The sequence below is a fragment of the Streptomyces pseudovenezuelae genome (assembly GCF_029892565.1).
In the GTDB taxonomy this organism is placed as follows: domain Bacteria; phylum Actinomycetota; class Actinomycetes; order Streptomycetales; family Streptomycetaceae; genus Streptomyces; species Streptomyces pseudovenezuelae_A.
The window spans coordinates 177,673-199,334 of record NZ_JARXVH010000004.1 but is presented as its reverse complement, the minus strand read 5'-3'; the positions used below and the strand labels follow the sequence as shown (position 1 = coordinate 199,334).

Sequence of the window (21,662 nt, the reverse complement as noted above, 5' to 3'; positions counted from 1 at the left end):
CCGCGCGACCAGCCCCCACGGGCCGGCACTCGCGATCCACCTTCCCCGCCACGGCGAATAGGCGTCACGACCCCCAGCCCTTCACCGCCTCCGCGGCAACGGCCCGAAACTGTCTGACGGTCCGATCCCACCGAAAACGAGCCGCCCGCTCCCGAGCAATCTTCCCCATCAGCTCCCGCCGCTCGCCCGAGAGGGCAAGCGTGCACCAGGCGGCGGCAAAGGAAGACTCCCCGTGCGCAAGCACACCCGTCTCCCCGTCCACCACGGAATCCCGCAGACCGGGCACATCAAAGGCAACGGTCGGGGTCTCTCGGGTGGCCGCCTCGGTGACCACGAGTCCCCAGCCCTCTACGGCAGACGGATGCAGCAACAACCACGCCGCACACAACAGCCGATGCTTCTCTTCCTCGGACACGTGCCCGGCGAACTCCACTCCAGGACCGGCGAGTTGCTCAAGCCGCTCTCTCTCGGGCCCGTCCCCGACGATCACCAACCGCCCGCCGGTAACGGGACGTACCCGTTCCCACAGCCGAAGCAGTAGATCGATCCGCTTGTACTCGACAAGCCGCCCCACCGCCACGAACAACGGCTCGGCCGACCGCTCACCCAGCGGCCCGGGTTCCTCAACTCCGTTGTGCACGACTCTGATCCGGTCCCGCTCCACGCCGATCGCGCGGAGCGCGTGCGCGGTCGAGGGCGAGACCGCGACCAGCAGACCGCGCCGCTGCGCACCGGTCGCACCGGTCAGCGCCCACTGCTCAAGTCTTCGGCCGAGCCGCGCGGCCGGCGTCAACGGCCCGCCGAACCGCATCGCCCACAGGTCGGAGTGGACGTGGTTGACCAGGCACAGCGTGGGCCCGCGGTGCCAGACCGGTGCGAAGTACGGCATGCCGTTGCACACCTCGACCAGCAGGTCGCAGTCGCCGATCTGCCGGGCGAACGCGGAGCGGGCACGCAGATAGTGGTCGAACGAGCCGCCCGCCGACACGACGCGGTAGTCCCGGAAGGCCGCGGGTCCGCCGCACAGCAGCGTCACCTGATGGCCGAGCCCGGTCAGTCCCTCGGCGAGCCGGTCGACCAGCAACTCGGAGCCGCCGGCCGCCGGGTTGTCCAGATCCCGGTGGGCGAGGAAAACGATTCGGCGCGGTTGTGGGGGGTGCGCCGAAGGGTGCTGCGGCGCCCAGGGGTGCACGGCACGCAGCGAGGAAGGCACGTGCTGGGGCATTGGTGCTCCAACTCGTCTCAGGGTGCGGAACTCAGTGGCGAGGTCTTGGCGACACCGTGGGGATGCCGCGGCGACATCGTGGCTACTTCTGTGCTGTCACTGTGGGGGAACTGAGCCCTTCTCAGGAGGGGGGTGTGGACGGGCTGTGCTGGGGTGGGGTTGGACAGTTTTCGCCCCGCCGTTCGCCACGGCTACTCACCGAGATGACAATTTCGGGCTTTATTAGAACTGACGTCGTGTCACATCGTGAGCCCAGACCCGGAGGAATCAGGCGATTGGGGGTGCCTCCGTCCTCGTACCACCAAAACGCCCCCTACTACGGCCAGGACGAACCCGGCCACAGCGGCTCCTATCGGCAACGTCTGCCCCACCATGCGCAGTTGACCGCTCTCTTTTTTGGCCAACTTCACCTGGGACTTCTGCGTGGCGGTCGTGAAGACCAGTTTGTCGGCGTCCAGGAGGAGCACCGCGTCGTACGAGTGCCCCGGCGCGCGCAGAGTACGTCGCGGGCCGACCTGCGCGTAGATCACGCGGCCGGTGCGCTGGTCGACGACGAGCCGGACGCCGTGGTTGGAGTACCACTCCTCGGCCAGCACCTGCGACTGATTGGGCTGGTCGACGAGGCTGCCCGGCACCAGCCGGGTGCCGATCTTCGTCGGTGGGACCGTGCCGGTGAAGGCCAGTCCGGTGTAGCCCTGGACCTTCTGCTTGCCGGCGTAGTGCAGTGTGATCACGTCGCCGAGCGAGTTGTCCCACCACTGGTAGGAGCGTTTGTGCACGTCGAAGGGGAACTTGAGGTAGGCGTCGCCCTCGAAGTACGGGTTCTCCTCGCAGCAGTGCACGGGCTTGTTGGTCTTGCGGTCGGTCACCCAGCGGTTGAGGAAGAACTCCAGCGAGTCGTGCGGATCGGCGGCCGGCAGCGTCTTGTCCGTGTCGACGGTGGTCGTCACGTCCCACACCGCGTCGCCGCTCTTCTCGCTGTCCTCGACATTGCCGCGGACCTGCTGGGTGACGGTGATGCGCTTACCGGTGACGGTCCGCACCTCGTCGGTGTCGAAGTAGGCACCGGTGCCCTGGTAGACGGCGGTGGTGTCGATGTCGATCGGGTTCACGGCAGCCCGCGGCTGCACGTACCACGCCAGCATCGGCGCCAGGACCAGCAGAAACACGCCGAGACCGAGCAGGATCAAAGAGGTTGGTGAGGCTGTACGGCGCATCCGGGCACTCCAGGGGGGAGGGATGACGGAGTCGGGCCGTTCCATGGGCCCGGGACCGTAGGCGCCTCTTGACGGGGTGTCAATGGTTGTCGACACTGGGCCGACAGGCAGGGGTGGGACAGCGGGGTGGGGACGACCTCCCGACAGAGAGGCTGACCCTGCGATGTCCAGACTGCTCGCCGCCGCACTCACCGTCGTGGCCGCCGCCGCTCTCGCGGTGGGCGCCGCGCTCGGTATCGTCGCGCTGCTCGACGCGACCCCGGACCAGCCCAACACGCCTTTGATCACGTACGAGCAAGCCGGACAGGGGAGTTGACGGGTGACGCCGGCTCGTTCACCCGCCACCGCCACGCACTCGGCCTGGCACGACGTACCCCGCCTCCAGGTCCGCCAGTTCGCCGCGCTCGCCATGGCGGAGGCGCCCGCGCTCGCCGAGGAGATCCTGCGCGAGATCCGCCGCGAGTACCCCCATCTCCCGGTCGTCCTCGACGAGTCGGGCGAGCCGATGGCCATGGTCGGCATCCGCCGCGCCATCGAGGTCTTCGTCCAGCACCTGGAGACCTCGGAGGGCCGCCCGACCGTACCGCCGGGCGTCTTCCAGGAGTTCGGCCGCGGCGAGGGCCTGCACGGCCGCTCCCTGGACTCCCTCCAGGCGATCTACCGCATGGGCGTACGCCTGGCCTGGCGCTGTTTCGCCGACATCGGCCAGCGCGTGGAGATCCCGCCCCCGGCGATGTACGAACTCGTCGACGCGGGCTACGAGTACCTGGACGGCCTGGTCGACCAGTCGGTACGCGGCTACGCGGAGGCGGCGGCACGGCAGGCCGGCGAACGCCTGCGCCTCCAACGCCGCCTGATGGAACTGCTGTTGGCCGAGCACCACCGGGGCGGCGGGCCGGCCGAGGCGCTCACCGAACGGGCCGCGCGGGTCGGCTGGCCGCTGCCGAAGAAGGTCGCGGTGGGCGTACTGCTGCGCCCGGCGAGGGAGGCGGTGGCACCGGCCGTGGGGGAGGGGGTGCTCCTCGACATGGAGTACGAGCAGCCCCGCATGGTCGTCCCCGAACCGGCCGCCGCCGGCCGCCCCGAACTCCTCCACCGCGCCCTCACCGGCTGGTCCGGCGCGATCGGCCCACCAGTACCGCTGGCCGACGCGGCGAAGTCGCTGCACTGGGCGGAGGCGGCGGTACGGCTGGTGGAGCGGGGCCTGTTGCCCGCCGGAGACGTCCTCCACTGCACCGAGCACACCGAGGCCCTGGTCCTCCTCCAACCGGAGGAACTGATCGACGACCTCGCCTTACGCTGCCTGGCCCCGCTCGCGCACAGCGGCCCCACCCACGGGCGCCGCCTCGCGGAGACGTTACTGGCCTGGCTGGAGACGAGAGGCGGCGCACCGGAGGTCGCGGCCCGCCTCGGCGTCCACCCCCAGACGGTCCGCTACCGCCTCCGCCAGATCCGCGAACTGTGGGGCGACGAGATAGACGACCCGGACCGCCGCTTCGAGCTGGAACTGGTGCTGAGGGCACAGAGACTGAGGGGAACGCTGGGGGAGGCGAGGACCACCTCTTAGCGAGCCCGCTGTTGCCGCCAGGCCTCGTAGTGATCGAGCACGGTCTCCTCGATCGGCCGATACGTGATCCCCAACTCCCGTACCCCACGCCCGTTGTCGACCTCGAACCGTATGCCGAGGTGCTTGCGGATGTAGTCCTGGGTCAGCCCGAAGGCGGGCCCGAGTACGCGAACGGGCCAGTGCGGCAGCCGAGTTCGGGGCAACCGCAGATTCCTCGGATACCGCCCACGGAGAATCCGAGCCATGTCGGCGAAGGAGGCCATCCGCTCCGAGGCGAGGATGTACCGCCCGTGCGCGTCCGCATTCTCGGCCGCGGCGATGTGGGCGTCGGCGACATCACGAACGTCGACCGTGGTGAAACTGAAGTCGGGAGCACCGTAGAAGAAGTAACCCTTGAAGAGCTCTTCGAGCAGAAAGAGGCTGCCGGATTCGGACGCGGGGGTAAGGGACGGCCCAAGCACGAGCCCCGGATTGACGGACACGAGCCGCCACCGCGTCTGCCCCTCCGCCGCCTCCCAAGCGGCCTGCTCCGCAACGGTCTTGGCGTAGTGATACGGATTGTTCTCGACGGTGCTGGTGGTGTTGAAGTACTTCTCGCCGAGCACGCCCCCGTCCATCTCCAGCACGTCGACATAGTCCCCGAAGACGGCCCCCACGGTGGAGGTGAACACCACCCTTCGCACACTCGGAGTCCGCTCCACACTCCCGAGCACATTCCGCGTCCCGACGAGCGCGGGCTCGACGACGTCCCGCCGCCCGTCCTTGATCTTCTCCGGCATGAGAAAGGGCGAGGCCACATGAAACACGACCCCGCACCCTTCCATCGCCACGTCGAAGTCCCCGTCGACGAGCAACTGAGCCTCGAACAGCTCAAGTTGCCCGGGGTACCGCTCCTGCATGGCCTGCAGCGGCGCCACCTTCACGGCGTTCCCGGTACTCCGCACGGTGGCCCGCACCCGATACCCACGCTCAAGAAGCCGCGCGACCAGCTGACTACCGACGAACCCACTCCCACCGGTCACCAGGACGGGTTCGATACCCGGACCCTCACCCATGCCGCTCCTCGCGCGTCGATCTCGCCCGATCGGTCAGAGGGACGGTATCGCCCGGCGCTCGTTCCGGCAGTGGATCAGGCCGTTCCGCTGCGCTCCCTCGGCACGGTCCGGCGCGGTTCCGACCCGTCCACCTGGACCACCACCGTCGTGTAGAAGCGGTCGACGGCCTCGTTGACGCTGCGGATGAAGCCTGTTTCGGCGTTGCCCCGGCCGTTGCCCATGTTCTTGATGAGGGAGAGGCGGAAGCCGGTGATGCGGGTGGCGGTGTTCTTGGGGAGGATGTCGGCCGGTTCGGGGCGGAGGCGTTCGAGGGTGCCTCTCGGGCCTCCTGTCTCGCCTTCGACCAGGGTCTCGACGTGGAGGTCGGCCGGGGCCTCGTCCAGACGGCGGATCAGGCGTTTGGCCCAGGTCAGGGGGTATCCCTGGTCCGGCGCCGGGATGTCCAGGGAGGTGCGCAGCCGGCCGGTGCGCAGGTCGGCGGTGAGGGCGAGCAGGCCCGGGGTGCCCTCGATGCGGACCTCCGCCTGGAGCCGGCCGTCGGTGCAGAGCTGGTCGGCGAGGCGGGCCCGGCGGGTGCCGGGGTCGGCGCCGCGCTTGGCGCGTTGGACGGGGAGCGCCTTCTGGCCGAGTTCGCCGCCGAGGCCCAGGCAGACCTGGCGGATGAGCCGCTCCCAGTTCTCGACCACCTCCAGCGCGCGCGGGTCGCCCTGGCACAGGGTCTCGTCGTCGATGCCGTTGCGCACCGGCACCCAGGCCGAGCCCATGTTCTGGAAGCCGTGGCAGCCGGAGTTCTCGTGCTGGAGATAGTGCAGCAACTCCTGGAGCAGCCAGGCGTGCGCCGCGTTCCCGACACCCTCGTACCGGATCAACAGCTGGGCCTGGTGGGCGACTTCGGCCCAGGACAGGTGCCAGAGCGCCACCTTGTGCTTGCGCCGGCCGTCGATCCTGACGTCGACGAGCGGACTGCCCTCCAGGGCCACGTCGTTGGAGAGCGTGATCACCGCCTCGTAGCCGCGGCGGGCGGCGATGTCCATGTACGCCTGCACCTGATCGGCCTTGAGGGCGTTGCCGTTGGTCTTGGTCTCGACGAGCGCCGTCCACAGCTTCCCGGCCCGCTCGACCCGGATCACCCCGTCGGGCCGCCGGGGCGTGTCGCCGTGCGGCAGGGCCACCTCGGTGAACGTTTCCATGCGACCGGCCGGCGCCCCGAACGCCGCCGTGAGCCTGCGCCCGAACTCCGGTACCTGCGCCATCACCGACAACAGCACGGAAGTGGCCCGCGTCTCCCGGTCCCGGTCGCTCTTGAGCACCGAGACAGGGAAGAGCCTGGCCTCTCGCCAGGACTCGTTGTCCGCGAGGGACTTCCTGGTCACCTTGGGCAACGTGACCTTCTTCTTCGCCGTACGGGGCCGCCCGCTCGCTTTCCGCGGACCGCTCTCGGCGTCGTCGCCGGGCTGCCGGGGAGCGGGCAGGGCCTCCAGGTTCGGCGGCGGGTTCGACTGCGCGGGCTCCACCGGATCCGTCGGCCCGTCTCCCGCGACGCTGTCCGACTCCCCGCTCTCAGCCTGAGCCTCGCCCTCCACCTCGGCCGGTTCGTCGTCGATGTCGACGCCGAAGTCCGTTGCCAGACCCGCCAGTCCGGTCTCGTATCCCTGCCCCACGGCACGGAACTTCCACTCCGCCCCGCGCCGGTACAGCTCGCCGAAGATGAACGCGCTCACCGAACCGGCGTCGTCGATCGAGAACCGCAGCAGATGCTCGCCCGCCGAGTCGGCCAGCGTCACCCGTAAGCCCTCCAACTCACCGAAACGGGCGCCCTCGTACCGACTCGCGGCCACGACGATCCGGTCGACGTCCGGCGGAACGGCGGTCAGGTCGAAGCCGATCCGGTCCTCGTTGCCGTCCTCGGTGGGCGTCTTGCCCAGCAGCTGCACGCTGCCGTCGGCGGCCACCGGGTTGTTGTAGAAGTAGAAGTCGGCGTCGCTGCGCACCTTGCCGTTCGGGCCGACCAGCAGGACGGACACGTCCGCGTCGCCCTCGCCGCTCGGGCTGGTCCAGCCCAGACCGACGATCACCGAATCGACGTTCTCGCTCAGGGCCGTAAGGGACACGTTCGAACCCTTGGCCATTTCATGCGTCTCTTGCACGGAACCCCCCAATCGCACCTTCCGGACGCCGAAGGCCCCTCCCGCCCCCGTCCGTCCACCGCACGACATGATGTGACGTGTCGCACATGGGAGACAGTAGTCCTCACCTGGCAGGTGAGGTGGTGCCCGCAGGACCATTGCCCGGGCAAACGCACTATGGCTAGCCTGTCCCACGTTCGTCATTCCGATCGTCTGTTGAAATCTCGAACGCAGGCGCCTCGGACAACAACCACAGACAACAAGGGAGGGGGCCGGTCGTGGGACGCCTCGTACCTGCCGTGACTCGGGCTCTCGACATTCTTGAGCTCTTCCTCGACGGGGACGGGACACTCTCCGCCCCCGACATAGTGCGGAAGTTGCAGCTGCCGCGCACCACCGTGCACGAGTTGGTGACCACGCTCGCCGCCCGTTCGTACATCGTGCAGGTGCCCGGGCAGCCGGGGCGCTACCGGCTCGGGGTGCGGCCGTACCAGCTGGGCAGCAGGTATGCCGAGCAGTTGGACCTCGCCGCCGAGGGGCAGCAGGTGGCCCGGTCCGTCGCCGAGACCTGTGACGAGACCGTGCACGTGGCCATCCTCGAAGGCACCGACGTCATCTACATCGCCAAGGTGGACTCCACCCACGCGGTGCGCATGGTGTCGGCCGCCGGCCGCCGGCTGCCCGCCCACTGCACGTCCGTCGGCAAGATGCTGCTGGCCTCCCTCCCGCAGCCCGAGCTCGACGCGCGTGTCCCGGACGGCGTCGACCTCGTCGCGATGACGCCCAACAGCATCACCGAGCCGACCGCCCTGCGCGAGGCCCTCGCGGAGATCCGGCAGCGGGGCGTCGCCGTGGAGAGCCGCGAGTCCAACCCGGATGTGAGCTGCGTGGCCGCCCCGGTGCGCGACCGCACGGGGCAGGTCGTCGCCGCGCTCTCCATCTCTGTACCCATGATCCGCTGGAGCGACGAGCGCCGGGTCGAGCTGGAGCAGCTCGCCGCCAAGGGTGCCGTGGAGCTGTCCGAGCGGCTCGGCCACCGGAGCGTCGCATGACGGCGTACGAGTACGAGGTGGCCGTGCTCGCCGAGGCCGCCCTCGGCGAAGGGCCCACCTGGGACGTCGACGCCGCTCGGCTCATCTGGATCGACATCCTCGGCAGCCGCGTCCACACCTACGACCCCGCCACCGGGCACCGCACGCTCCGCACCACCGAGCAGCACGTCGGCGCCGCCAAGCCGCGCGCGGGCGGCGGCCTGGTGCTGAACCTGCGGGACGGCGTCGGGCTCGTCGACCCCGACGGCGCATTCCGCTGGCTGCACCGCGAACCCGTCCCCGGCCGGCGCGCCAACGACGCCGCCGTCGCCCCCGACGGCTCCCTCTGGGCCGGCACCATGCGCTACGACGAGGCACCCGGCGGCGGTACGCTCTCCCGCCTCACCGGCGACGGCACCGTCGAGACCGTCCTCGACGACGTGGCGGTCAGCAACGGCACCGGCTGGAGCCCCGACGGACGCCTCATGTACTACATCGACTCGCCCACCCGCCGTATCGACGTCTTCGACTACGAGGGTTCCAAGGATCACGACGGTGAGGGCCGGGTCGGGAACCGGCGGCCCCTCGCCGAGATCGAGGACGGCGCCGGGTTCCCCGACGGGCTCACCGTCGACGCCGACGGCTGTGTGTGGGTGGCGCTGTGGGACGGTGGGGCCGTGCGTCGCTACACGCCCGCCGGTGCGCTGGACCGGGTGATCGAGTTGCCGGTGCCGCGCCCGACGGCCTGCGCCTTCGGTGGCACGGACCTCACCGACCTGTACATCACCACGGCCCGTACGGGTCTCATCGCCCCGCTTCCGGCGGCCGGCTCCTTGCTGGTGGTCCCGGGCGCGGGGAAGGGGCTGGCGCAACCGGCGTTCGCGGGCTGAGCCGCTCCCTCCCGAACTACCCGTCCCGTCCCGTCCGGTCCAGCGACCGCAGGATCTTCCGCTCGGACCCGGTCAACGGGGGCTCCGTCAACGGTGGCAGCAGGGGACCGTTGAGGGTGGCGAGGACGGTCAGGGGGCGCAGGACCCGGGCCGGGCCCGTGGTCAGGCTGGACAGGTCCCACACGGCGGCCGCCGCCCGGTAGGAACTGGTGGCGGTTCTGGTCAGACGGCGGGAGTACGCGGCGACCAGCCGGTCGGCGGGGCCGGGCTGCCCGCCTCGCGTGTTCGGGTACCAGATGTCCTGGCCGACGGCGACCGCCCAGGCCGGGTCGACCGACCGCGCCGCCGCGCGCTGCACCCGGCGGGACAGTCCCGGCGCGGTCGGCCCGGTGCGGGCCAACTCCCGGGCGAAGGCCCGTACTTCGAGCGCGGCCACCGACATGCCCTGACCGTAGGTCGGGTTGAACGTGGCGAGGGCGTCGCCGAGTACGACGAGGCCGTCGGGCCAGTCGCGCACCTTCTCCACGTAGTGCCGCACGTTGCTGGTGCCGCGGCCGACGTGGATGTCGGTGAGCGGCTCGGCGCCGGAGATCAGCCGGCCCACGATGGGGTCGGGCAACTCCAGGGCGTGGCGCAGGAAGCCGTCGGGGTCGGCCGGGGGCTCGCCGCCGCGGGATCCGGCGAGGCTGACCATCCAGCGGTCGCCCTCGATGGGCATCACCATCCCGCTGCGACCCGGCCGACCGGAGTAGGGGTCGGCGTGCACGAGCGTCAGCGGGAAGTGCTCGGCGCCGGCCGGAGTACGGTAGATGCGGGTGGCGTTGACGAGACCGGCGTCGACGCTCTTCTCCCGGACAGCCGAAACCCCCAGCGCGGCAAGCCACTTGAGGATCCGCGAGCCACGCCCACTCGCGTCCACGACGAGATCGGCGGCAAGGTCGACATCGCCTCCGGCGGCAAGGCCGACATCGCCTCCGGCGTCCCGCTCGACGTCAAGTCCCGTGCCCCGCAGGGCAGTCGACAGCCGCACCCCCAGAACCCGCCCCGCGTTCCCCAGCAACTCCACGGCCTGAGCCCGACGAACCTCCACCCGGGCCCGGCCGACCTCCTCCCCGCCCAGGCTCAGCGCAGCGTCCCGCACCACCCAGTCCACCAATGCCCGGCTGCAACTGATCATCCTGGGCCCCTCCTGCCGCCACCGCCGCAGCCAGCCCTCCGGGGTGCGGGCGAGCATGCCCGAGCTGAGGGAGACCTCGTGGGCGCCCGCGTCGAGCAGGCGTCGACGTATGTCCATGCCCGGCAGGAGACCGTCCATCGCGGCCAGGCCCCCGGCCATGAGGAGGTGGGCGTGGCGGCCCTGGGGCAGGCCCTTGCGGTGTTCCGGGCCGGCGGGCAGGTCGTCGCGTTCGAGGACGATCACCTCGTCCACGGCGGTGGACAGGGCGGCCGCGGCCAGCATGCCGGTCAGACCGGCACCGATGACGACAGCTCTACTCGGCATGGGGGCTCCTCGCACTCGGCCACGGGGCGGGAGCCACGGGCGCACTCAGCCATGGGAAGCCCTCACCGTACCTTCACTGCCGTGCCGGTCGCGGGAGTTGCCGCCAGGGCCTGGGCCAGCTCGACAAGACCGCCCGGACCGGCCACCTCGGTCGCGTGCAGGCGGTACGTGCTCGGCGGGTCGAGGGGCCGGGCCCGTGCGGCGGCCCGGCGCGCGGCGTCGGCGAGCATGGCGGCCTCCGCCGCGACCCGCGCCTGATGCGTGTCCCGGCCCGAACTCAGCGCCGCCCGCCGCGCCTTCTCGCGTACGCCGTCGTCGAAGTAGGGCGCCAGCGCCAACAGGGCGTCGTGGATGGAGACTTCGCGCCAGCGCAGTCGGGCGAGCGGTAACTGCCACCAGGGCGACGGCGGTTTGGGCGCGGTGGCCACGAACCGCACCCGTGACCACAGCGGGCCCAGCCGCCGGTACTCGCCCAGGCTGAGGCAGTGCGCGGCGATCGGTGGCAGCAGCCGCGGCAGCACGAAGCCCGCTGAACAGAACAGCGCCGCCAGCGAGGCGAGCTGCGGTGCCACCGAGGTGGAGAGGAAGTCGAGGTCGTGGCCGTACCAACGCGCCACCACGGCCGTGTACTTGGTCAGCTGGAAGCCCGCCACGTCCAGCATCGCGCCGGTCAGGATCAGCCGCAGTCCGGTCCTGAGCAGGCCGGTCACCTCGCGGCCCCACTTCAGGCACACGCCGCACAGAATGACCATGGCCGCGGTGTGCGCGAGCAGGTAACACAGGATCATCTCGCGCATGTACGGCGTGTTCGCGTAGTACGTGTCCAGGTCCCGCAGCCGCTCCACGGGCGCGTCCGCGAGCGCGAACAGCACGACGACGGCGCCCACAAGGAGCCCGTACGCGACCACGCACAGCAGCGCAGTCCGCCGGACCCGCTCGGGGGGACCGCCCCGCCAGTGGATCAGCAGCACGATCAGGGAGCAGCTGTACGCGGTGAGCATGCCGTAGGTCAGCGGGGCACCGAAGTTGGGGATGCCGGTGAGGTCGTTGACGGCGGCCAGCGTCAGCGGCGCCGAGCAGACGAAGACGAGCCCGCCGAGCACGATCGCCACGCAGGTCGACAGGGTCAGCGGATCCCGCGCGACGGTACGCGGCCGGCGGAACAGCAGTCCGGAGGCGAGAGCGAGCGCGCAGGCCGCACCGTAGACGACGAGACTCACGCTGCCCCCGTCGGCACCCGGACCCCCGCGACGACGGAGCCCTTGGCCAGCACGTCGGCGATCCGCACCAGCACATCCACCTCCGGTACCCGACCGGGTGATCCCGCACCCGCGCCGGACGCGGCAGCCCGTCCCGGGGGGCTGCCCGCCGCTCCGGACACCGTCCGTCCCGCGAGCCCGCCGTCCCCCGCCCCCGGCAACACCCGCTCCGCAAGCCCGACTTCGCCACCGATGCCGACCCCGCCCCCGGGTACCGGCCACTCGCCGGCGGCCCCGGCGCGCACCCGCCCCGGTTCCTCCCCGACCGCCGCGACGATGACCGTCGCCCACGCGGTGGCCTCGGCCCGGTCGGCGTCACCGGTCGTGCGCAGTACCGCCTCCCGCGTGCGCTCGTACAGCGCGTGGTCGAAGTACGCGTCCAGGTAGCTCAGTCCGTTGTGGATGCTGGTCCGGCGCCACACCAGCCGGGTCGTGGGGGAGGTCCAGCGGGGGCGCGGCAGGCGCAGCGCACGCCGGGTCAGGATGCCGTCCAACTCCCGTTCCAGGGGCGCGAGTCGGGCGTACGTCCGCCGCGACCGCCGCCACGTCCTCAGCCGGGGGCCGATCAGCGGGAGCAGCACGCCGACGACCGTCAGGACCGCGCCGAGCCCGGCCGCCGCCGAGGGGACCTCCGAGCCGAGCACCGTCCAGTCCTGCCCGCACCAGCGGGCGACCACGGCGACGAGCTTGCTCACGCTGTACCCGGCGTTGCACAGCGTGCCGATGCCCAGCGTCAGCAGGCTCGCGCGCAGCCAGCCGCCGACCTGGCGGGCCCAGCGCAGTGAAGACACCGTGGTGACGATGGTCGCGGCGAGGTGTCCGACCAGGTAGAGGACGATCATCTCGGCGATGAACGGGGTCGTCGCGTAGTAGGTGTCCAGGTCGGTACGGCGCTCCACGGGCGCGTCGCCGAGCGCGAACATCGTCGCGATCCCGAGCACGATCAGCGCGTACGCGACGACCCAGCGCCGGGCCACCCGGTGCAGGTGCGGCCCGCCCCGCCAGTACACGATCAGCACCTGCGCGGCGGCGCTGTACGCGGTGATCGACGCGTACGTCAGCGGCGCGGCGAGGTTGGGAACTCCGCTGACGCCATTGACGTACGCCACCGTCGGCGGGGCCCCGAGGAAGAAGCACAGGCCGGCCAGGCCCAGCACCACGCAGATCGCCCGGAGATAGGGATCGTGCCGATGGCGCCGCAGGTCGGGGGACTTGACGAGCAGCCCGAGCCAGAGCATCCCGCAGCTGACGTAGTTGATGAGACCGCTCATCTCTGTGTCCCGCGGTGGTTGAGCGCGGCGCCGATACGTCCGGCGAGGTCGGGGGAGTCGTTGCCCTGGGCCGCGAACACGGAGTCCGGGGACGCCTCCAGCCAGGTGCGCAGCCGGCCGCCCATCAGCATCCCGAACCGGTCGGCCTCCTGCTCCTCGGCGAGACTGAAGTCGGTACGGGCACCGCCGGTGCCGCCCTGGTGCATGTGCCACACCTCGTGGCAGAGGATCACGAGCTGGTGCCAGGGCGCGGCCCGCCGGTCGACGAACACGTCGTCGTGCGCCTCGCCCTCCAGCCACAGCCCGCTGGCCGTGAGCGGTGGGAACACCGCCCGGTGGACCAGGACTTCACGGCCGCGCCAGGCGCTGACGGAGTCGACCAGCGCGTCGGACAGGACCTCCGGGTCCGCGGGGATCGGCACGCGGACGGGGTCGAGGAGGACGTCGGCGAGGCGACGCATGTCCCTGTTGGTCCCCACCGCGCATCTCCCTGTTGGTCCGCACCGCTCTCCCCGGGGCTGCTCGGGTGTTCGACGGCCACTTGTGCAACAGGCGACATGTTCTCAGACCGCGTGATCCTCCGCCGGAGGATGCGAGGGATGCGCCGAGGAGGAGGGAATCGCCGCAGGCGAGGGATGCGCGGCGGGCGAGGCCTGTGCCCCCGCACCCGCTCGGACCCGCACCGCCAGCAGCTCGTCCGGCCGGCGCAGCGCACGCGACACCGCGTCGATCTCCCGGAGCAGATCCGTCGTGTCGCGGTCGTGGTCGCCCGTCCCGTCGGCCGTGTGGTGCCGTGCGGCGACGGCGTCCTGGATGCTCACGGCGGAGGCGAGGGCCTTGGCCCGGCCGGCCGGGAAGCCGAGGGCGAGCGCGGCATCGTAGGAGGACCGGCGTCGGTCCTCGTCGATGTGCCGGGCCAGCGGCAGCAGTACGTCCCTGATGAACGTCTCCCGGCGGATCAGCCGCAGTTCGGGTGTGGCCCGCAGCAGGAACGGGGTGCCGCCGCCGTTGACCGTCCGTAACAGCAGGTACAGCGGCCGCAGTTCGCGGTGGGCGAGCCGGACCCGCCAGCGGTCGTGCAGGTACTGGCCGGCGTGCGGCAGGATGAAGCCGATCGCGATGAGGATGGCCGACAGACAGGCGATCGGCGGCGCCACCCCCGTACTGAGCCAGTCCAGGTTCCGCCCGCACCAACGGGCCGTGACCGCCGTGAGCTTGGCCGCGTCGAAGGCCAGCTGGATCGCGTAGCCGACGCCGAGGAACTTCAGCCCCCAGCGCAGCCAGGCGTCGAGTCCGTCGGTGCGCACCCAGTTCCAGATCAGCCACGCGGTGATCAGCGTAGCCACGGTGTGCGCGAGCAGATAGAGCAGGATCATCTCGCGCAGGTACGCGGTGTTGGCGTAGTACGTGTCCAGGTCGCGCAGCCGCTCCACGGGCGCGTCGCCGAGTATGAACAGCACCCACAGGGCGACGATCACGCCCGAGTAGGTGGCGATGACCCAGCGCATCGCGCGGACGGTCTGCGCGGAGCGGTCGGACAGGCCGTTGCGCCAGGCGATGATCAGCAGCAGACACGACCCGCAGAACCCGGTGAGCAGTGAATACACCCAGGGCGCCGAGATGTTGGTGACGCCCGTGACCCGGTTGACCCAGGCGATCGTCGAGGGCGCCACGAACACGAACACCGCGCAGGCGAGCAGCAGCAGACCGCCCACCGCCCGCAGCAGCGGGTCGCTCCACAGCCGGATGATGGTGGGCAGCTTGATCGCCAGCGCGGCGGTCAGCACACCGGCCGGGATCCACCAGAAGGACGGGTAGAACTCGTTGATGAACCCGGCCGGACTCCAGGCCAGTTGGGCCACGGCCGGTACCAGGGCGGCACTCACCGGGTCGGCCCGCCGCGCCCGCGATAGCCCAGGGACCGCTGGAAGGGGTCGAGATCCCCGTCGGGTGCCCGTCCGTCGAGCATTGGCCGGAACGCGGCGGCGAGCCGGTGCCCGAAGTCGTCGGCCTCGGCCTCGTCGGTCTCCCGCGAGCCGTTGCGCGCGGCCACCGTCAGCGCCGCGTCGGTCCACTCGCGCCGGTCGGCCAGGGCGTGCGCGGCGACCGGTCCGGCCACGTGGTGATGGCCGTGCCCGGCGTGCAGATGCCACAGCTCATGGCCGAGGATGACCAGTTGCTGCACCGCCTCGGCCCGCTCCTCGACGATGACCAGGTCGAAGTCCTGGAACTCCACCCACAGGCCGGTGACCTCGATCTCGTCGGGGAACCGCTCGAAGCGCAGATCGAGGGGCCGTCCGCCGCGCAGTGCGCTCATCTCCTCGCACAGCGCCCGGCACAGCTCACGCACCCCGGCCGGCGGACCGGGTCTGGCCGCCACGGCCGACCCGAGGCGGGCCGTCAGCCCACGCATCCCGGAGCGGGTCCCGGAGGCTCTTCGCGAGTGCATGAGAGCAGCGGCGATCCCGGCCGCCTTCCTCCGCGCGCCCGCGATGTCCATCGTGCCCCTTCCCGCCCGGCCGCCGGGCGGCAGGGCTGTTCGAGCGTACGCGGCGGGTCCGGTCCACGTCATGTGATCCGGTGCGAGTGGTTCAGTGCGGAACTACCTCTCTGGCTGGAAAGTTCCGCCCGGACCATTGACTGAGAAAGCGCTTCCTACTTACGGTCCCGTTCGAGGATACGAGCAGCATTCGACACTCCGGACGGCCGCCGGTCCCCGTTCCGTACTGTTCTGTTCCGTACCTGAAGGGTTCCCATGAGTACCACCACCGCCCGTTTCACGCTCGACCCCGCCTTCACGGTCGGCGAGGTGAACCCCCGACTCTTCGGATCCTTCGTCGAACACCTCGGCCGCTGCGTCTACACCGGCATCTTCGAACCCGACCACCCCGCCGCCGACGAGGCCGGAATCCGCACCGACGTCCTCGACCTGGTCCGCGAACTCGGCGTCACCGCCATCCGCTACCCCGGCGGCAACTTCGTCTCCGGCTACAAGTGGGAGGACTCGGTCGGCCCCGCCGAGGACCGCCCCCGCCGCCTCGACCTCGCCTGGCACTCCCTGGAGACCAACCGCTTCGGCCTCTCCGAGTACATCGACTTCCTCCGCAAGGTCGGCCCGCAGGCCGAGCCGATGATGGCGATCAACCTCGGCACCCGTGGGGTCGCCGAGGCCCTCGAACTCCAGGAGTACGCCAACCACCCCTCCGGCACCGCCCTGTCGGACCTGCGCGCCGCGCACGGCGACAAGGACCCCTTCGGCATCCGCATGTGGTGCCTGGGCAACGAGATGGACGGCCCCTGGCAGACCGGCCACAAGACCGCCGAGGAGTACGGCAGGCTCGCCGCGGAGACGGCCCGCGCGATGCGCCAGATCGACCCGGGCGTCGAACTCGTCGCCTGCGGCTCCTCCGGCCAGTCCATGCCGACCTTCGCCGAGTGGGAGGCGACGGTCCTCAAGGAGACGTACGACCTGGTCGACCACGTCTCGCTGCACGCCTACTACGAGCCGCACGAGGGGGACATCGACTCCTTCCTCGCCTCCGCCGTCGACATGGAGTCCTTCATCGACAACGTCGTCGCCACCTGCGACCACGTCGGCGCCCGCCTCAAGTCGAAGAAGAAGATCAACCTCTCCTTCGACGAGTGGAACGTCTGGTACCTCTCCCGCTGGGAGCAGCACGCCGAGGCCCACGACCCCGCCGACTGGCCGGAGGCACCCCGCCTCCTGGAGGACAACTACAGCGTCCTGGACGCCGTCGTCTTCGGCTCGCTGCTCATCGCCCTGCTGCGGCACGCGGACCGCGTCACGGTCGCCTGCCTCGCCCAACTCGTCAACGTCATCGCCCCGATCATGACCGAACCGGGCGGCCCGGCCTGGCGCCAGACGACGTTCTTCCCCTTCGCCCAGGCCTCCCGCTTCGGCCGCGGCCAGGTCCTCGACGTCCGCGTCGACTCGCCGACCTACGAGACGGAGAAGTACGGCGAGACCGACCTGCTGCACGCCACCGCCGTCCGCGCCGACGACGGCACCGTCACGGTCTTCGCCGTCAACCGCAGCCGCACCGAGCCGCTCCCGCTCGAAGTCGCCCTGTCCGGCCTGGACTTGACGTCCGTCACCGAACACAGCGCCCTCGCCGACACCGACCCGGACGCACGCAACACCCTCGACGACCCCGAGCGCGTGACCCCGCACCCGGTCGAGGACACCACCCTCACGGACGGCACCCTCACCGCTGTCCTGGAGCCGCTGTCCTGGAACGTGATCCGGCTCGCCTAGTTCCTTCAACTCCCTTGGTGCGAGGTTCAGTTCTCGATGTGTACCTGCGCGGGCGGATACGGGTACGAGGACGTCGTGCCGACAGCCCAGTAGCCGCCCGCGCCGGGCACCGTGGTAAGGGCGAGGGGGAGGACGGGAGTCGTCGCGGTCGGGCCGCGCTCGCTCACCCAACTCCCGCTGTCCCACCGGAGGTGGTGCGCGCGGGTCTGGTCCCAGAAGTCCCAGCCGGCGATGCGGTCGGGACCGCCCTGGCCGTCGTCGACGATGCCGGTCAGCATGCCGACCGTGAACGGGGCGGTGACGTAGGTCCAGGTGCTGCCGTCGCCGTGCAGCAGGGCGACGCTCGGTGGCTTGCCGGGCGGGCCGCCGACTCCGTAGGCGTAGCCGGTGAGCCAGATGTCGTCGTCGGCGACAGGGAGGATGCCGGTGACGGAGGCGCGGATGCCGGGTGGCGTGGGCAGTTCGGTCCAGGCCGTGCCGTCCCAGCGGGCGACGAGGGCGCTGTCGTAGAGCCAGACGTCGCCGGAGGGCAGGACGCGCAGGCCCGACGGGGCGGTGGTGGGCGCGCTCGGGGGCGCCGGCTCCCAGGTCCAGTCGGTGCCGTGGCCGTGCAGCAGGACCAGGCCGTCGCTGGTGCGCCCGGAGATCCAGGTGTCGCCGTCGGGGCCGAGCGCGACGCCGGTGAGGGAGGTGCCGAAGGCTCCGCGGCCGGGGAAGTCGGCCTCCCGCCAGGTCGTGCCGTCCCAGGCGAGCAGCCGGGCCGCGCCGGCCGTGTCGGTGCCGATCGCCCAGGCGCGGTCGGCGGTGCCGGCGACGGCCCGCAGATAGCCCCCGAAGCCGAGGTGGGTGAGGTCGAGGCGGTTCCAGACCGTGCCGTCCCAGGTGAGGGTCAGCGGGGTCCCGCGCGTGCTGCCGTTGCGGCCCTCCTCGCCGACCGCCCAGGCGAGGTCGGGTCCGGCGGCGGCCACGCCGAGCAACTGGGCGGCGGGGGAGCAGGCGGGGGCCGGGACGGCGGCCCAGTCATGGGGCGTGCTCGCGGTCGCCGCCCGCACGGATCGCGCGTCCGTCGAGCCGGCGTCGCCCCCGGTCGTCGCCCTCGCGCTCGCCGAGGCCAGACCGAGTCCGGCCCCGGCTCCCACCACTCCACTGATGAATCGCCGTCTTCGCACGGGAGTTCCCCCTTCACCGTCCGCGGCCCGATGGGCCCACACGGTGAACCAGCCTGCCGAAGAAGGCAATGCGGGCGTACGTCCCTTTCAGGTCACACCCGCGCCCCGCACCCCGCGTTCCTCACAGGGTCGTCACCGGCACCCCTCCCGCCGCCGAGCCCAGCAGCGTCAGGCCCACCTCGGCCGGACCCGAGGCCGTGGTCCCGTCGGAAATGACCGCCAGGGCAAGGGTGTTGGAGCCGCGGGTGCGCAGGATCCCGTTCGGCAGGACGAAGGTGTGCTGCGGGCCGACGTCGTTGATGTACTGGCCCATGTTCCAGCCGTTGAGGAAGATCTGGACGCGATAGGCGCGGGCCACGTCGTCGTTGAGGATCAGCCCGATGGAGGCGTCGATGCCGCTGTCGACGGCGAGCTTGAAGCCGCGCCGGTACCAGGTCACGCCCTGCCGCTTCTCGGTGGTCGCCAGGTCGCCGAGGGCCCAGTCGCCGTCGCCGAACTCCGGCAGATGCCAGCCGTTGCGCTCCCCGTACAGCCCGCCGTTGTTCAGCGGCCCGCGCACCGGATCCGCCGCGGCCTCGCCCTGCAGCCGCCAACTCACCTTCGGGGAGGCCTCCTTGAAGGTGACCGCGGTGAGCCCGCGGGCCGCCTTGTGGGTGTCAGTCGACTTGCCGTCCATGTCGTGCTGCATCCGCCGTACGAGGACGGACAGCAGGTGCGGGCCCGAGGTGCGCAGTGCCTGCGGCACCGCGAACTCGGCCGTGGCCGTCCAACTCCCTTGCCGGACCGAGGTCTTGTCCGGCACCGGCATCCGGTGCGCGCCCAACGGCTGTCCGTCCAGCCAGGCCAGCAGCAGCCCCTGCGTGCCCGTGCTGTAGGCGAGGGACACGGACTGCGCGCCGCTCGCGTCGGCGAAGTGGCCGCGGTACCAGACGTCGCCGTAGTGGAAGCCGTAGTCGTCGGCGAAGAGCACCGGCTGTCCGGCGGGGACCGGTGTGGTGCTGAACGACGTCGTGCGGTCGGCCGTCTTCCAGGCGGAGTCGTCGAAGGCGAGGGCGGCCTCCGGGTTCTCGGCCTTCTTCCGCCAGCCGTCGGCCAGCGAGGGCAGGGCGACCGGGCCGACACCCGGCAGCGGCTGCGTGGCCCGCAGGCTCCCGGAGGGGGCGGCGGCGGTCGTCAAGTCATTGTCGTTCCAGGTGACTTCGAGGAATCCGCGCGGCCCCCACACCTCCAGCTCGGCGTCCTCGACGGTGTCCCCGGTGAGCGCGACGGTCACGCCGGTGACGGTCGCGGTCCGCACCAGGGCGGGCCCGTAGGCGAGGACCGACCCCGACGGGGTGTCGTACGGCCACAGCCGCAGGGACGTCTCGTCGTCGGCGAGCAGCAGGAGCAGCGGGGTGGCGACGCCGCCGCCGCTCACCGACACCCTGGTCAGTCCGCCGAGTTGGGCTTCGATCCGCAGCAGCCCGTCGGCGTAGGTGGACGTGGCGTCCCCGTCCAGCACACTGACCGTCGGCTCGCCCTCGCACTCCAGCGCGGTCACCGTCTTCTCGTCCGTCGGCCCGGTGAGGACGACGATCTCCTGCCGTCCCGCGGTGAGCGCCAGCATGGGCTGGGCGTTGGAGTACCGCACCTTCCGCCGCCCGAGCTGGATTCCGGCGGCGAGCAGTCGGGCGTCCTTCGCCGGCACGGTGACCGGGGCGTCGATGCCGGGCACGGTCGAAGTGACCGCCTTCGTACCGTCGTTGCGCAGGACGTAGACCTGGGCACCGGTGTCGGGATTGGACAGGTGGTACGCCTTCAGGCCGGTCACCGTGACGTCCGCCGCCCGGTCCAGCTTGGCGAAGTCGGGCACGTACTGCAGGAGATGCCCCAACTGGTGCATGGGGATCAGCTTGGCCGTGGGCTGCCGTGCCTCGTCGATGGCGGCCCCGTAGTCGTACGAGGTGTAGACGCACGGCGCGGGCAGCCAGCCCCAACTGGTGCCGCCGTAGGTCATGTAGACGTTGTGCAGGGTGATGCCGTTGGCGAGGTTGGTCAGGTAGAAGCGCCGCTCGTACGCCGCGTCCCGGGTGCGCCGCGACTCCGCGTACCCCTTCCCCTTGAACTCGACCCCGCCCCACGGGTCGAACCAGCCGCCGCCGAACTCCGGCACGAACCCGGGGGTGTCCGGGCTGGCCGTGGCCCCGCCCTTCGCGCCGCCGATCCCGAAGTTCCCCCAGTCCGGCGGGGGTTGGCTGGGCGAGGGATACCCGTCGAAGCCGTACAGCCAACGTCCCTGCTCGCCGCCGGTGTCGAAGCTCCCGGGGGTCCAGTAGCCGTTGCGGCCGTTGTCGTTGTGGAAGAGGGGCACGTCGATGCCGTCGGCCCGCACCTTCGCGTACAGGTGGGCCATGTAGTCGCGGCCGGCCGGCTGGTCGACGTACGCGTTGTACTCGTTCTCGATCTGGTAGAGCAGGATCGTGCCCGCGCCGTCGGTGTACTGGTGCCGGGCCGCGATGGCGTCCACCTGCGTGAACCACTCGTCGACGTACGACAGATACGTCGGGTCGGAGGTGCGGGCCGTGCCCTTGGTGACGGTCAGCCAGCCCGGGTAGCCGCCCGCGTCGATCTCGGCGTTGATGTAGGGGCCGGGGCGCAGGATCACGTACAGGCCGGTCTCGGCGGCCATGGTCAGGAACAGGTCCAGGTCGCGGACGCCGGTGAAGTCGTAGCTGCCGGCGGCGGGGGAGTGGTAGTTCCAGGACACGTAGATGCTGACCGCGTTGTAGCCGTGCGCGCGCATCTTCTGCAGGACGTCCCGCCACAGGGACGGGCTCGGCAGCCGGAAGGGGTGCAGCTCGCCCGACCAGACGACCAGGCGGCTGCCGTCGACCAGGAGCGAGTAGCGGTCGAACTCGATCGTGTGCCGGCGGCCGTCCGCGGCGGGCGGCGCGGGTGCCGGTCCGGTGGGCACGGTCGGGGCGGCGTAGGCGCAGGCCGCCGCCCCGCTGCCGCCGAGCGCCAGACCGAGCGCGGTCGTCCCGGCGAGTGCGCTGAAGGTACGTCTGCTGAGCCCCAAGGAAGCCTCCGTCGTGC

17 protein-coding genes are annotated in these 21,662 nt (G+C 71.2%); 5 read left to right on the top strand and 12 right to left on the bottom strand.

What is annotated here, in order from left to right:
- Positions 1–64: 64 nt before the first annotated feature.
- Positions 65–1,225: a glycosyltransferase family 4 protein gene (locus M2283_RS13765; protein ID WP_280876466.1), complete on the bottom strand. Its 1,161-nt coding sequence runs from the start codon at positions 1,223–1,225 to the stop codon at positions 65–67.
- A 239-nt stretch (positions 1,226–1,464) separates the two neighbouring features.
- Complete coding sequence (locus M2283_RS13760; RefSeq protein WP_280876465.1) at positions 1,465–2,442, bottom strand: DUF3068 domain-containing protein; 978 nt, start codon at positions 2,440–2,442, stop codon at positions 1,465–1,467.
- A 163-nt stretch (positions 2,443–2,605) separates the two neighbouring features.
- Between M2283_RS13760 and M2283_RS13755 the strand changes: the two genes are divergently transcribed.
- Together M2283_RS13755 and M2283_RS13750 are read left to right on the top strand one after the other, a co-directional pair.
- Complete coding sequence (locus M2283_RS13755) at positions 2,606–2,758, top strand: hypothetical protein (protein ID WP_174267325.1); 153 nt, start codon at positions 2,606–2,608, stop codon at positions 2,756–2,758.
- A 3-nt stretch (positions 2,759–2,761) separates the two neighbouring features.
- Positions 2,762–4,009, top strand: a complete 1,248-nt coding sequence (locus M2283_RS13750) for a helix-turn-helix domain-containing protein (protein WP_280876464.1) — start codon at positions 2,762–2,764, stop codon at positions 4,007–4,009.
- Here M2283_RS13750 and M2283_RS13745 read toward each other — a convergent pair.
- Together M2283_RS13745 and M2283_RS13740 are read right to left on the bottom strand one after the other, a co-directional pair.
- Positions 4,006–5,064: an NAD-dependent epimerase/dehydratase family protein gene (locus tag M2283_RS13745; protein WP_280876463.1), complete on the bottom strand. Its 1,059-nt coding sequence runs from the start codon at positions 5,062–5,064 to the stop codon at positions 4,006–4,008. The two genes, M2283_RS13750 and M2283_RS13745, sit on opposite strands and share 4 nt — an antisense overlap.
- A gap of 74 nt (positions 5,065–5,138) precedes the next feature.
- Positions 5,139–7,193, bottom strand: coding sequence for a TerD family protein (locus tag M2283_RS13740; protein ID WP_280876462.1), 2,055 nt, complete (start codon positions 7,191–7,193; stop codon positions 5,139–5,141).
- Positions 7,194–7,468: 275 nt separating this feature from the next.
- Between M2283_RS13740 and M2283_RS13735 the strand changes: the two genes are divergently transcribed.
- Entirely contained in the window at positions 7,469–8,242 is a 774-nt protein-coding gene (locus M2283_RS13735) for an IclR family transcriptional regulator (RefSeq protein WP_280876461.1), read from the top strand.
- Positions 8,239–9,111, top strand: coding sequence for an SMP-30/gluconolactonase/LRE family protein (locus tag M2283_RS13730; RefSeq protein ID WP_280876460.1), 873 nt, complete (start codon positions 8,239–8,241; stop codon positions 9,109–9,111). The genes M2283_RS13735 and M2283_RS13730 overlap by 4 nt, the downstream gene beginning before the upstream one ends.
- Positions 9,112–9,127: 16 nt before the next feature.
- Here M2283_RS13730 and M2283_RS13725 read toward each other — a convergent pair whose 3' ends face one another.
- The 6 genes from M2283_RS13725 to M2283_RS13700 all read right to left on the bottom strand — a co-directional run bounded on the left by M2283_RS13725 (position 9,128) and on the right by M2283_RS13700 (position 15,642).
- Positions 9,128–10,612 (bottom strand): FAD-dependent oxidoreductase, encoded by a 1,485-nt coding sequence (locus M2283_RS13725; protein WP_280876459.1) that lies wholly within the window; start codon positions 10,610–10,612, stop codon positions 9,128–9,130.
- A 62-nt stretch (positions 10,613–10,674) separates the two neighbouring features.
- Positions 10,675–11,832: an MAB_1171c family putative transporter gene (locus M2283_RS13720; RefSeq protein WP_280876458.1), complete on the bottom strand. Its 1,158-nt coding sequence runs from the start codon at positions 11,830–11,832 to the stop codon at positions 10,675–10,677.
- Positions 11,829–13,142, bottom strand: coding sequence for an MAB_1171c family putative transporter (locus M2283_RS13715; protein ID WP_280876457.1), 1,314 nt, complete (start codon positions 13,140–13,142; stop codon positions 11,829–11,831). Before M2283_RS13715 ends, M2283_RS13720 begins: the two co-directional genes overlap by 4 nt.
- Positions 13,139–13,621, bottom strand: coding sequence for a toxin (locus tag M2283_RS13710; protein WP_280876456.1), 483 nt, complete (start codon positions 13,619–13,621; stop codon positions 13,139–13,141). The genes M2283_RS13715 and M2283_RS13710 overlap by 4 nt, the downstream gene beginning before the upstream one ends.
- An 84-nt stretch (positions 13,622–13,705) precedes the next feature.
- Positions 13,706–15,028 (bottom strand): DUF6545 domain-containing protein, encoded by a 1,323-nt coding sequence (locus tag M2283_RS13705; protein ID WP_432423071.1) that lies wholly within the window; start codon positions 15,026–15,028, stop codon positions 13,706–13,708.
- On the bottom strand, positions 15,025–15,642 hold the full coding sequence (locus M2283_RS13700; protein ID WP_280876455.1) for a toxin-antitoxin system, toxin component family protein: 618 nt from the start codon (positions 15,640–15,642) through the stop codon (positions 15,025–15,027). The genes M2283_RS13705 and M2283_RS13700 overlap by 4 nt, the downstream gene beginning before the upstream one ends.
- A 255-nt stretch (positions 15,643–15,897) precedes the next feature.
- On the opposite strand from M2283_RS13700, the gene M2283_RS13695 reads away from it, so the two are divergent.
- Positions 15,898–17,418 (top strand): alpha-N-arabinofuranosidase, encoded by a 1,521-nt coding sequence (locus tag M2283_RS13695; RefSeq protein WP_280876454.1) that lies wholly within the window; start codon positions 15,898–15,900, stop codon positions 17,416–17,418.
- A 26-nt stretch (positions 17,419–17,444) separates the two neighbouring features.
- Here M2283_RS13695 and M2283_RS13690 read toward each other — a convergent pair whose 3' ends face one another.
- Together M2283_RS13690 and M2283_RS13685 are read right to left on the bottom strand one after the other, a co-directional pair.
- Positions 17,445–18,587 carry a hypothetical protein gene (locus M2283_RS13690; protein WP_280876453.1) on the bottom strand — a complete coding sequence of 381 codons (1,143 nt, stop codon included), beginning with the start codon at positions 18,585–18,587 and terminating at the stop codon, positions 17,445–17,447.
- Between the two features lie 121 nt (positions 18,588–18,708).
- Positions 18,709–21,645 carry a beta-galactosidase gene (locus tag M2283_RS13685; protein ID WP_280876452.1) on the bottom strand — a complete coding sequence of 979 codons (2,937 nt, stop codon included), beginning with the start codon at positions 21,643–21,645 and terminating at the stop codon, positions 18,709–18,711.
- Positions 21,646–21,662: the final 17 nt, after the last annotated feature.

What these genes read in the sequence shown, in the direction of transcription:
- M2283_RS13765 (WP_280876466.1), bottom strand. Translation starts at nt 1,225, where the DNA reads ATGCCCCAGCACGTGCCTTCCTCGCTGCGTGCCGTGCACCCCTGGGCG.
- M2283_RS13760 (WP_280876465.1), bottom strand. Translation starts at nt 2,442, where the DNA reads ATGCGCCGTACAGCCTCACCAACCTCTTTGATCCTGCTCGGTCTCGGC.
- M2283_RS13755 (WP_174267325.1), top strand. Translation starts at nt 2,606, where the DNA reads ATGTCCAGACTGCTCGCCGCCGCACTCACCGTCGTGGCCGCCGCCGCT.
- M2283_RS13745 (WP_280876463.1), bottom strand. Translation starts at nt 5,064, where the DNA reads ATGGGTGAGGGTCCGGGTATCGAACCCGTCCTGGTGACCGGTGGGAGT.
- M2283_RS13740 (WP_280876462.1), bottom strand. Translation starts at nt 7,193, where the DNA reads ATGGCCAAGGGTTCGAACGTGTCCCTTACGGCCCTGAGCGAGAACGTC.
- M2283_RS13730 (WP_280876460.1), top strand. Translation starts at nt 8,239, where the DNA reads ATGACGGCGTACGAGTACGAGGTGGCCGTGCTCGCCGAGGCCGCCCTC.
- M2283_RS13725 (WP_280876459.1), bottom strand. Translation starts at nt 10,612, where the DNA reads ATGCCGAGTAGAGCTGTCGTCATCGGTGCCGGTCTGACCGGCATGCTG.
- M2283_RS13715 (WP_280876457.1), bottom strand. Translation starts at nt 13,142, where the DNA reads ATGAGCGGTCTCATCAACTACGTCAGCTGCGGGATGCTCTGGCTCGGG.
- M2283_RS13700 (WP_280876455.1), bottom strand. Translation starts at nt 15,642, where the DNA reads ATGGACATCGCGGGCGCGCGGAGGAAGGCGGCCGGGATCGCCGCTGCT.
- M2283_RS13695 (WP_280876454.1), top strand. Translation starts at nt 15,898, where the DNA reads ATGAGTACCACCACCGCCCGTTTCACGCTCGACCCCGCCTTCACGGTC.